The sequence below is a fragment of the candidate division KSB1 bacterium genome (assembly GCA_022566355.1).
Classification (GTDB): Bacteria; Zhuqueibacterota; JdFR-76; order JdFR-76; family DREG01; genus JADFJB01.
Genome location: JADFJB010000145.1, coordinates 1 through 10,676 on the forward strand (window position 1 = coordinate 1; position 10,676 = coordinate 10,676).

At 39.1% G+C, this 10,676-nt stretch carries 13 protein-coding genes and 1 pseudogene; all 14 read left to right on the forward strand.

Annotated features, from left to right (window positions below):
* The coding region (locus tag IIC38_18270; protein ID MCH8127873.1) for a malate synthase at nucleotides 1-1,647 on the forward strand (1,647 nt) is incomplete at its 5' end.
* Between the two features lie 46 nt (nucleotides 1,648-1,693).
* The gene (locus tag IIC38_18275; GenBank protein MCH8127874.1) at nucleotides 1,694-1,954 is read left to right on the forward strand and encodes a fumarylacetoacetate hydrolase family protein; all 261 of its coding nucleotides are present in this window, start codon (nucleotides 1,694-1,696) and stop codon (nucleotides 1,952-1,954) included.
* Nucleotides 1,955-2,091: 137 nt separating this feature from the next.
* Nucleotides 2,092-2,328 carry a hypothetical protein gene (locus IIC38_18280; protein ID MCH8127875.1) on the forward strand — a complete coding sequence of 79 codons (237 nt, stop codon included), beginning with the start codon at nucleotides 2,092-2,094 and terminating at the stop codon, nucleotides 2,326-2,328.
* A gap of 81 nt (nucleotides 2,329-2,409) precedes the next feature.
* Nucleotides 2,410-2,859, forward strand: a complete 450-nt coding sequence (locus tag IIC38_18285; GenBank protein ID MCH8127876.1) for a PilZ domain-containing protein — start codon at nucleotides 2,410-2,412, stop codon at nucleotides 2,857-2,859.
* A 268-nt stretch (nucleotides 2,860-3,127) separates the two neighbouring features.
* Nucleotides 3,128-3,274, forward strand: coding sequence for a nucleotidyltransferase domain-containing protein (locus IIC38_18290; GenBank protein ID MCH8127877.1), 147 nt, complete (start codon nucleotides 3,128-3,130; stop codon nucleotides 3,272-3,274).
* A gap of 16 nt (nucleotides 3,275-3,290) precedes the next feature.
* Nucleotides 3,291-3,579: pseudogene (locus tag IIC38_18295) on the forward strand (DUF86 domain-containing protein).
* 156 nt (nucleotides 3,580-3,735) lie between these two features.
* Nucleotides 3,736-6,228, forward strand: a complete 2,493-nt coding sequence (gene priA / locus IIC38_18300; protein MCH8127878.1) for a primosomal protein N' — start codon at nucleotides 3,736-3,738, stop codon at nucleotides 6,226-6,228.
* A gap of 227 nt (nucleotides 6,229-6,455) precedes the next feature.
* On the forward strand, nucleotides 6,456-7,181 hold the full coding sequence (locus IIC38_18305) for a metallophosphoesterase family protein (protein ID MCH8127879.1): 726 nt from the start codon (nucleotides 6,456-6,458) through the stop codon (nucleotides 7,179-7,181).
* 168 nt (nucleotides 7,182-7,349) lie between these two features.
* Nucleotides 7,350-7,865 carry a roadblock/LC7 domain-containing protein gene (locus IIC38_18310; GenBank protein ID MCH8127880.1) on the forward strand — a complete coding sequence of 172 codons (516 nt, stop codon included), beginning with the start codon at nucleotides 7,350-7,352 and terminating at the stop codon, nucleotides 7,863-7,865.
* A gap of 8 nt (nucleotides 7,866-7,873) precedes the next feature.
* Nucleotides 7,874-8,464 (forward strand): GTPase domain-containing protein, encoded by a 591-nt coding sequence (locus tag IIC38_18315; protein MCH8127881.1) that lies wholly within the window; start codon nucleotides 7,874-7,876, stop codon nucleotides 8,462-8,464.
* Nucleotides 8,457-8,891, forward strand: coding sequence for a hypothetical protein (locus tag IIC38_18320; protein MCH8127882.1), 435 nt, complete (start codon nucleotides 8,457-8,459; stop codon nucleotides 8,889-8,891). The genes IIC38_18315 and IIC38_18320 overlap by 8 nt, the downstream gene beginning before the upstream one ends.
* 19 nt (nucleotides 8,892-8,910) lie before the next feature.
* Complete coding sequence (locus IIC38_18325) at nucleotides 8,911-9,747, forward strand: sugar phosphate isomerase/epimerase (GenBank protein MCH8127883.1); 837 nt, start codon at nucleotides 8,911-8,913, stop codon at nucleotides 9,745-9,747.
* A gap of 269 nt (nucleotides 9,748-10,016) precedes the next feature.
* On the forward strand, nucleotides 10,017-10,235 hold the full coding sequence (locus tag IIC38_18330) for a DUF433 domain-containing protein (protein ID MCH8127884.1): 219 nt from the start codon (nucleotides 10,017-10,019) through the stop codon (nucleotides 10,233-10,235).
* The gene (locus IIC38_18335) at nucleotides 10,222-10,512 is read left to right on the forward strand and encodes a DUF5615 family PIN-like protein (GenBank protein MCH8127885.1); all 291 of its coding nucleotides are present in this window, start codon (nucleotides 10,222-10,224) and stop codon (nucleotides 10,510-10,512) included. The genes IIC38_18330 and IIC38_18335 overlap by 14 nt, the downstream gene beginning before the upstream one ends.
* Nucleotides 10,513-10,676 lie beyond the last annotated feature (164 nt).

A 10,676-nucleotide genomic window follows, 5' to 3' on the forward strand; every position in this document is an offset into this window, starting at 1 on the left:
GACGGGAAGTTTATCGGTTCTGAAATTCCAGCCGATTTACAACGACAATGGATTCAAGGAACTGGGCCCGCAGCAAAACCAAAATCAGCAATTGAAAAAAGCATCAGGAATGTCGCTTATGCCTTGCTTTCCGGAGCCGATGGCTGGATGTTTGACGGCGAAGATGCACTTGGCCAGATCACAACAATGTCGTTGGACAACCAAAGAAATCTCAAATTAGCCATTGCAAAAGACCCTGTCTTTATGAAAGCCGCAGAAAAAGTTGCCGGGCAAATGAACCAATGGGCGATGGGATTCTTCGGAAAAGAGATCATCGATGATTGGCAAAAACAACTAAATTTCACGACTAAGATTTTCCGGTGTCGCGGCTTGCATTTAGACGATCGGCATATTCGTGGTGAAAATGGCGTGGCTTTGTCGGCTTCAATTGTAGACATGACTCTTTATATCGTCAACAACTACAAACAATTACAGAATGAGGGATCTTCTATCGTCTTGTATCTACCGAAAATTCAGACTGCTGAAGAAGCTGCTCTGTGGAATGAAATGTTGACTGCGCTTGAGCAGCACCTGGGCCTGGCTGTTGGTACGATCAAAGTTTATGTTCTTGTTGAACAGCTTGAAGCCACTTTTCAATTGATGGAGATTCGCGCCGTCTTAGGCGAACATTTTGTCGGATACAATACAGGTCGATGGGATTATATCAATAGTGTCACTGATGCCATGGCGTGGGATAAGGATTTTATCAATCCCAATATCGAAGCAATAACTATGATATACGGCTACATGAGAAATTATGAAGACCGGGTTCGCCGGGCAGTAAACACACCTGATATGAATGGAAACTTTGCACTCTGGCAAGGAGGTATGGAGCCCAACATCCCGGTTGGTTCTGAGGAAGGCATCAAAAACAGTATGGAGAAAGCTGTAGCTGGCGCAGTTCGGGAGCAGAAAGAAGGGGCAAGCGGTAAGTGGGTGGCTCATTGGAAAATGGTGCATATTGTTCGTCCGGTTTGGGAAAAGGCCGGCGAGACCAACCAGCTCGGAAGGTCCTTCCCCGCATTGACCTACACACAAGAAGATGCAGATGGTCTCACGTTGCTGGAACCAGCCCCAACGTCGATTCGAGGGGCCCGGAACCTGTTAAGCGTAGCGTTGCAATACGGCAATGCCTTTGGACAGGGATTTCAGGCAGCCGCTCTAAAACCGGCCGATTTTTTTAGTAATGATGATATCTTATACCTGATGGAGGATATGGCCACCGGAGAGATTAGATTGAGTATCTTGTGGGAATGGATTCACAAAGGAGCTAAATTGAACGAAGACGATTCCGAAACCGGTTTGAAATCCGGAGATGGTTTTTCCATGGATGTTTTTAAAAAATTGTTAGTTGAGGAATATGACAAACTGCTCAATGCAGAAAACAAAGATGTCCACGATAATTCAAAGAATACCACATTGCCTATAGCCCGAGAAATTGTTGAAACCTACGTTCTGGATGATGCCAAAAACCCCTGGTATATCGATTTGTTGAATATCAATTTGAACAATCTTGATTTGCAAACCGCTAAAGACAGGATTGAACTGTATATCAACACCTTCAAAAAAGATGGCACCAGGATTACTGAGAATTTGGATTTTGTGTAAATCATTCTCAATGGCAGAGTGCGACAGGATTACCCCGGTTTCCGATATGATATTTTCTCCTCATGAGTCGGTAATGAGGTTGTCACAGGATATGACTTTGGTTCCGGGAGATTTGATCATCTGCGCTACATCCCTGGGTGTTCTGCCCATGAAACCCGGCTGCACGATAGAAATACAGATCAATGGTATTGGGACTTTGCAAAATTCATATGTAGCAGCAAACAAAGAATCGCTGACTGAATTATGCTTCGTAAAGAAAGCGGACCTGACTAATTTGACAACGACGATGACTTTTATATATATTTAAAGTGAATTTTGAAATAATTGGCAAAATTTCTAACATTTACAAAATGGGAAATATGTGAAGCTGAGTTACACTGGTATGAAGCACATGGTAAAGGTAAAAAAGAAATCAAACGAAAACGGTATATAGGGTTAATAGTTGTGAAAGAAAAAAATTCTCAAAATTATAAATTTGTTGTCTGTATAAATAATAGCGAATATCTGACATCCTTAGAATTACATAAAACATACCGCATATTACCGGACAAGGAGCTGGAGCAGGATGGAGACATTCGTATTATTGATGAAAGCGGAGAGGATTACATTTATCCTGCAGATTGGTTTGCTGCTATTGATGTTCCAAAAGAAGTAAAAACTTCGCTAGTTAACGCTTCTTAGGAATTAATTGCTATATCTATTCACTGATTTTGGATTTGGCTTATTCCAAGTTGACTCGAAAACATTTGAGAAATTATACGTATGAAACTTAATAAAAAAGAAAAAGAGATTCAGAAGGGTGTAGAACGTGAAGAATGGAAGACCGTATCTAATCCCGCTCACAAAAAAAGAGCCAGAAGAATTCAACGAAAATTTATAACGAAAATCAGGATCTACCAAGACAAGTCAAGGCCTGACGACTCCCCCAATTGGAACCTGGTCACGACAAGAGATTTAAGTTCAAGTGGCATTTTTTTTAACTACGATCAAAAAATACCTATTGGGACAATTTTAGAATTCAATATGACATTACCCTTTGCTGAGAATGTCCATTGCCTGGGCAAAGTACGCCGAATAGAAAAAGAACTGCCAGCAAAAAAAGACATTCAAAAAATTCCTATTTACGGGATTGCCGCTCATTTTATTAATTTAGACAGGTTTATTAGAGAATCCCTGGAGAGCTTTGCCAAGAAGTTTGGTTCTGAAAAATAAGGTGAATGAAGGATTCTGTTAGATAATTGCATTTGTGAATGTTCTTGCCTTTCTCAAGTCCTTATTGTAACTTTATCATAAAGTGCAAATGATTATCATAAAAGAAGATTTTTGGTAGAATAGTGGTTTTCAGTATGTATTTGTTTTTTCGAAACTATGAATTAAAATTGTTTATATTTGCTAAAAACAGGATGATCATCTGAGTTTGAAATAAGGATTATAGACAGAATGAAACAAAATGAAATAACACGGGTAATAAAACAGCATTATGAAAAATCTAGAGACTGAATATGGCGTTACAAAGATCGGCATTTTCGGATCAGCTTTAAAAGGTACTTTGACGGAAGATAGTGACCTGGACATCTTTGTTGAATTTAAACATCCAATCGGATTTAAGTTTATAAAGAGAAGATAATGCCCTGTTTCAAGACATGAAAGGCGCTATCGATAGAATTATATCGAATACATCGCAAATAGAATATGAGGATTTTGTACGGGATAATAAAACCCAAGATGCCGTAATGAGGAACATTGAAATTTTAGGGGAAGCTTCTAAATTACTATCAGACGAAATAAAGAAAATATCCGGAAATTCCTTGGAAGGAAATTGCAGGCACAAGAGACAAATTGATTCATGATTATTTTGGTGTAAATATTGATATTGTGTGGAATATAGTAAAAAATGAAATACCGCTTCTATCAAAAGAATTAAATGAATAAAGAGCTGATTTGCGACGAATTGAAGCTATACATGTTTAAATTTAAACGAATCTTTAAAGAATTTATTTCCTAATTTTATTACTTCAGAGAATAATTTTCCCCTAATTTCCCCAAACTCCCACTTGAATTCCACTCCCTATTCCTTTATTTTAAGGCATGCCCAATAATCACTCTCCGCAATTTGCGCAAATTGTTTACGCGCTTCCGGTTGACCAGGAATTCACCTATGAAATTCCTGAACAATTTGAAGAGTTTCTTTGTCCGGGTTATCGTGTAATTGCGCCTTTTGGCAAGCGAACCTTAACTGGTTATGTGGTTAAACTAGCAAGCGAAACGAAGTTGGAAAAACTCAAAAAGATTGAGGATGTGCTGGATCCGTTTCCACTATTCTCACAGGAAATGCTCGCCCTGACCCAATGGATCGCGGAATATTATTTTGCATCCTGGGGGGAGGTGTTGGAAGCTGCACTTCCTGCAGGTATCAATAAGCAAAGCCATCGCCAGGTTGAGCTGGTGGAAAATCTAGATATGGAGAGTATTTACAAATTGGAACATCTCACGGAAAAACAGAAAGTAATTTTGGATTTATTGAATCGTGTTGGCAGCCAAAGAGTCAATCAATTGGAGAAAAAGCTAGGGAAAAGCAAGTTTAACTATTCTCTCAATAAGCTGGAAAAAGAAGGTTTGATCTCGATAGAAAACAAACTCTATTCATCCAGGATAAATGTGCAATATATCAAGCATTTTCAAATTGCCGAGAGCTTTAACGGAAACGACGACTTTGAAAAAAAAATCAAGGAATTGGAGAAGAGGTCACCGGTTCAGGTGAAAATATTAAAAGAATTAGCCGGGCAACCTGCAGGTATGCCACAATCCGAATTGTTGAAAGCCACGCAATCCGCCAGTTCTGCGATAAGAGCTTTATTGAAAAAAGGATTAATTTCCGAAGAGAAACGGGAAATTTTCCGCGATGAGAGCATCCAATATGAATTAAGGGAGAACGATGTTGTTCATCTGAATGCAGACCAGGTTTCGGTGATGAAACAGCTCAATGGCTACATCGAAAGCAGCTCATTTGTCCCTACGCTACTTCATGGTGTGACCGGCAGCGGCAAAACACAAATCTATATTGAAACTTTGAAGCAGGTACGCAAAAAAGGAAAAGATGCCATCGTCCTGGTTCCTGAAATTTCTCTGACTCCCCAGACTGTAAGCAGCTTCAAGACTCACTTTGGCAATGATGTGGCTGTTTTGCACAGCCGCATGTCTGGTGGCGAGCGCTATGACTCGTGGCGAAAAATTCAATCCGGCAAGGTTAATATTGTGATTGGTGCACGCTCGGCAATTCTGGCACCATTGCAAAACATCGGCCTCATTGTGGTTGATGAAGAGCATGAATCCTCATACAAACAGAACGATCCATCGCCCAGGTATCACGCCAGGGATGTAGCCTTGGTGCGGGGTAAAATGAACAATGCATTGGTTATCCTTGGTTCCGCAACTCCCGGGATCGAATCTTTTTACAACGCAAAAACCAGGAAATATCGATTATTGCAACTGCCAAATCGAGTTGAAGAATTGCCGCTTCCCAAAGTAGAAATCGTTGACATGAAAGAGGAATTGCATAAAAACCGGGGCAAATCCGCCTTGGTGTTTTCGGAAAGACTTCTCTTAAAAATTGAAGAGAAAATCGAGTTGGGCGAGCAAATTATTTTGTTGCAAAATCGCCGGGGTTTTTCAACATTCATTTTATGCAGGGATTGCGGCCACGTGGAAAATTGTAAAAACTGCAATATCACGTTAACCTATCATTTGCGCCAGCATCTTTTGTTGTGCCATTATTGTGATTATCAGAAACAAGCGCCGAAGATTTGTCCGCAATGCCAAGGCCTTGAAATGGCTTATCGCGGTGCCGGCACACAACGCGTGGAAGAGGAATTAAAGCAATACTTTCCCAAGATTAGAGTTATCCGCATGGATATGGATACCACATCCCGAAAAGGGTCGCATCATCGTATCATACAGGATTTCCGCAACGGGAAATATGATGTTTTACTCGGAACTCAAATGGTAGCAAAAGGATTGGATTTTCCAAAAGTAACCCTGGTGGGTGTGATTTCGGCAGACACGACACTTATGCTTCCTGATTTTCGTTCTTCCGAGCGCGCTTTTCAACTCTTCACACAGGTTGCCGGGCGTTCCGGACGAAAAGGCAAGCAAGGCGAAGTGATAATTCAAACTTACGATCCTCGCAACCACAGTATCATTTTTGCACAAAAACATGATTATCTCCGTTTTTTCGCTAAAGAAATTCGAGAGCGGCAGGAGTTGTATTATCCGCCTTACTCCCGACTCATTTCGATTGAGTTTCGCGGGAAAAAAGAACATCAAGTCGATCAAGTAGCAAATGAATTTGCCAAATCGATCCCACCTGCAAAGTTTTTTCGTTTGCTCGGACCTGCGCCTGCGCCATTATCGAAATTAAAAAACGAGTTTCGCTACCAGGTTTTATTAAAATATGATAAAGAGCAAGATCCCAATGGCAGCCGGATACGGCAACAAATTCTACCAACCATGAAAAAATTCAGTCAGGGTAACCGGCAATCTGTAAAAATAGCCCTTGATATTGATCCGGTTGATTTATTTTAAGCAAATCTGACTATTTATAAATATGGATAAAATACAGGGGCATTTTTTACCGCAAACACAAGGTTTATAATTCAATAATGTTTATAAATTGATCAGCTTAATTATAATTACAAATTTGATCATATGCATTTTAAACACTTGACCCTGTCCAATATTTTTTTTACATTAGGGCGGTTGAATAGAATTTTATCCTCAAAAATTAAGTGGTAGTACCTGAATTTTCCATTATGAGAATTGCGATTATTTCAGACATTCACGGCAATTATTCAGCGTTAGAACAAGTAATATCTGACATCGATCAACAAAATATAGATGAAATCTTTTGCCTGGGTGATATTGTTGGTTATGGTCCATCGCCAAATGAGTGTGTTGCCCAGGTAAATGAAAGAGCAAGCGTTTCGTTACTTGGAAACCACGATGCAGCTGCCATAGGCCTCGACAACATCGAGACATTTAATACATACGCCAAAGAAGCTATTTTATGGACTCGGAAAGAGCTTTCATACAATTCAAAAAACTATTTGTCCAACCTGAAAATGTCGCATCACGCGGAGAATCTTACTTATGTTCATGGCTCACCATTAAAGCCGGAAGAATGGACTTATATCGCAACGATTTATGTTGCCATGGAGCAATTCTCTCACTTCCCGGGACAGGTCTGTTTTATCGGCCATACTCATGTTGCGATAATCTTCGCGCAAAACCAGTTTTCAAATTTACGTATTCGAAATGAAGGTTTGTCTTTTGAAGATAAGGAGCGCTACATTATTAATGTCGGCGCTGTAGGACAACCCAGGGATTACGACCCAAAGGCTTCTTATGGAATTCTGGATACTGAGAAAAATCATTTTGAATATCGGCGTATTCAATATGATATTCAAAAAACTCAAAAGTTAATGGAAAACGCAGGTTTACCGAGGTATTTAATCGACCGTCTGGCTGACGGAAGATGAATCGTTGAATTGCTGTTGCAACTCATTAATTTGCAAGAGACTCTCTTTATATTGATTCTCATAAGTTTTAATCATATTATTTATCTGATTTTTCGATTATGTTTATCGTAATGCTGACAGAAAAAGTAATTTTATCTAAACCATCAGATTGTTTTGGGAGGAATTGATATGCCGGACAATTCCAATACTGCAAGCCAAGAAACAAAAAAAGTTCTACTTTCGGAAGATCAATATCGTCAAATAGCAACTGAACTTGATATTCTTCGAGCGAAACTCAAAGCCCAGTTAATTTTATTTGGTGACCTTAATGGTCAGTTGATTTGTCAAAAGGGAGAAATTCCAGGGGCGGATACAACTATTTTAACCGCATTGCTTGCCGGAGATTTCTCGGCAACCACGGAAATTGCGAAAATGCTTGGCCACAACAATCATTTTCGACTTCATTATCATGAAGGGTCGCGGCGCCATCTGTATGTTTCCAGTTTAAGTGACCAATTCTTTCTGGCCGTCACATTCGATGCAACTGTTACACTGGGAATGGTCCGTATTTTTACCAGAAGAACAATCGATAAAGTTAGCCGAATCATTGAGACCAATTTTGAAGAAATGGTTAAAATCAGCAATATCATTAATTCCGAATTTAAATCTTACGTAACGGAAGGACTGGATAAAATTCTCGGTTAATCATTTCTATGTTTATTAATTGGGCCCTTCAAGAAATATCCCTGAAAATTGTTTATTACGGCCCGGGTTTAAGTGGCAAAACAACGAACCTGCAACAAATTTATGATAAAATTAATCCAGCCCACAGGGGTGAAATGGTAAGCCTGAAAACGATGGAAGAACGTACGATATTTTTTGATTTTATGCAATTTGAACTGCCACCTATTCATGGGAAAAAACCTAAATTCAGTTTATACACGGTACCCGGTCAGTACTATTATGCAGCAAGTAGAAGAATAATCTTAAACGGAACGGATGGTGTGGTATTCGTAGCTGATTCCCAGGAGAACCGGCTGAATGATAATTTAGATTCTATCCTGGATCTGGAACAGAACCTGATCCGTAACAATCGCTCTTTGGAGGAAATACCCTGGGTTCTTCAATACAATAAACAGGATTTGCATAATAACCTTTCAATTGAAATACTACAAAAAAAACTGAATTACAATAATGTTCCCTATTTTTCAGGAGTGGCCACAAAAGGAATAGGCGTGAGTGATACATTAAAAACAATTATCAATAATGTAATTGAGGATATAGAGAGGAGATGGCATGCTTAAAATCGCCAATCAAGAAACAGAAAACAATCTTTCCTCTCAGGAAATAGTCCCCCAAAGACAGATCGAGATAGAATTAGCGAAAGTTGTAAATCTTGGTAACCTTGAGTGTGTCTATTTGTTTTCCGAAGATGGGCTTTTAATCGCCGGCATTCAAGGGCGTAGTGATTTTACCCAGGATAGTGCCTCGGAAATGGTTTACTCCGTTCATGATGGGTTTGAATATTTCGATAATACAACAGGATTTAATGGCGCCATCGAAATCCTATTGCTTGGGCGGTCTCGACGGAGAGTTTCCATTCGAAGTTTCAAAGCGTTTGGACAAAATGTTAAAATGGTTCTGGTGATTCCGAAGGGAAAGACATATCGATTTCTAACTAACCGGCTCATCAGAATCATAAGAGAAATAAGCAAAGCATCGTTAAATTAAATATTTTGCGACCTGGTAAATGAAATCAAATGTATTGGTAGGTTTAACTGTTGATAATTTTAAAGGGGTGAAAGGATCTTTTTTACTAAATCTTATTCGAAGAGTGGGCGTTGAGTTTGCTGAAGTAACGTCGACGATATTTGAAGATATCGATCAAGTGATCTCAAATATGGATGGCTTAAAACTTGGCTTTCATCTTCCAATCATCTCCGAGTCCGGTTATGACTTTTCTTGTCTGGAAAAGAAGAAAGAGATAGATGCACTTATTGAGAATATCAATCGCTATTGGCGGAAAATGAATTTGCAATATGTTCTGGCACATTCTACCGAAGGCCACTTCATAGAAACGCCGGGAGAATGTTCCGAAGAATTTTTATTCGAAAATTTAAAAAAACTGGAAGCTCCCATCGTTTTTGAAAATACATTGGAGAATGAGAATTTTAATTTTGATCAATTTCTGGAACGAGCCGAATCAGCATTTGATGACCAATTATTGGGGATTTGTTTCGATCCGCCGCATGCCTACATCAGCCGGGAGGATTGGTTTCCGATGTTGGAGAAACATTATTCAAAAATTCGATTGCTGCATCTTTCGGATTGCACCCGGGAAGAGGATTTGCACCAGCCCTTTGGCCAGGAGGGTAACCTGCCAGTGGATGAAATTCTTGGATTCCTCAAGGATAAAGGATACAAGGGCATGGTCAATTTGGAGTTGCAGCCTAAATCATTATCAGACCTGACTTCACTTTTTGACAGCTACCTTACGGTTTTGCGTTATCTCAATCGCAGAAAATATTTCACAATGAAATTACGCAGCCTTGTTTTCTTGCCTTTACTAAAGAGGCGTTTGAAATAAGTATTTTCCATCCCTATCTTTAAGGTTATTTAAACGCCAATCATAAATAAGTTTTGTAGTTGACGGAATAGTTTTCCGATTTTTATCAATATACAATTGATAAATTGGAGCATTGTTTATCTTCACGGACGAATCTGCTTTGTACCCCATGAACAGTTCAGGATATATGCACTTTCTGCTTACCCTATCAAGAAGAACATCTCAAATGAGAGAGTGAGGATTGTTGAAATAACAATAAGTGTTGGGTTAATATTAACTATGGAGATAACATGCATAAAAGAATAACCTCTGATCCGGAAATTTGTGGCGGAGATCCCTGCATAAAAGGTACTCGCATCCCTGTACATACGATATTAAGCCATCTTGCTGCTGGCGATGATAATAATACTGTCCTAGAAAACTTTCCTCGTCTATCAATTGAAGACATAAAAGCTTGTCTTAAGTACGCTTCTTATTTGGCAACAGAAAAAGAGATTGCTGTTCTATGAAAGTTGTGTTGATGAAAGCGTCAGCTATGGTATTGCGTCTTATCTAAGAAATGAGGGATACAATGTAATTGCGATTGCAGAAAAAGAAACATCCGGATTAAAAGATTCAGATGTTTTTCAAATAATAAAAAGGGAGAATGCTGTTTTAATAACTCGTGATCATCACTTTACAAATAACCTCCGATTTCCTACCAAAGAAACTGCCTGTATAATTTTTATTCGTAAAGGTAATTTAACCGTACTGTTTTCTGCGGAAGCAGTATGGCATGTAATATAATAGTTATGTGGCTTATGAGAATCACCAAGTAATCATGACAAGAAAAGCTATTGTATCTATTGACTGCGAAATACCGGGAAGCCTCTCAAAGTTTGTGCCATTTGAATCACTGACCTCTTTGTTGGACTGGGATATTATAATGTTTAATCCCAGTATTACCGAGT

Excerpts from the sequence above, each read along its gene's own strand:
- IIC38_18275 (MCH8127874.1), top strand. The coding sequence starts at position 1,694 with ATGATATTTTCTCCTCATGAGTCGGTAATGAGGTTGTCACAGGATATG.
- IIC38_18285 (MCH8127876.1), top strand. The coding sequence starts at position 2,410 with ATGAAACTTAATAAAAAAGAAAAAGAGATTCAGAAGGGTGTAGAACGT.
- IIC38_18290 (MCH8127877.1), top strand. The coding sequence starts at position 3,128 with ATGAAAAATCTAGAGACTGAATATGGCGTTACAAAGATCGGCATTTTC.
- priA (MCH8127878.1), top strand. The coding sequence starts at position 3,736 with ATGCCCAATAATCACTCTCCGCAATTTGCGCAAATTGTTTACGCGCTT.
- IIC38_18305 (MCH8127879.1), top strand. The coding sequence starts at position 6,456 with ATGAGAATTGCGATTATTTCAGACATTCACGGCAATTATTCAGCGTTA.
- IIC38_18310 (MCH8127880.1), top strand. The coding sequence starts at position 7,350 with ATGCCGGACAATTCCAATACTGCAAGCCAAGAAACAAAAAAAGTTCTA.
- IIC38_18315 (MCH8127881.1), top strand. The coding sequence starts at position 7,874 with ATGTTTATTAATTGGGCCCTTCAAGAAATATCCCTGAAAATTGTTTAT.
- IIC38_18320 (MCH8127882.1), top strand. The coding sequence starts at position 8,457 with ATGCTTAAAATCGCCAATCAAGAAACAGAAAACAATCTTTCCTCTCAG.
- IIC38_18325 (MCH8127883.1), top strand. The coding sequence starts at position 8,911 with ATGAAATCAAATGTATTGGTAGGTTTAACTGTTGATAATTTTAAAGGG.
- IIC38_18330 (MCH8127884.1), top strand. The coding sequence starts at position 10,017 with ATGCATAAAAGAATAACCTCTGATCCGGAAATTTGTGGCGGAGATCCC.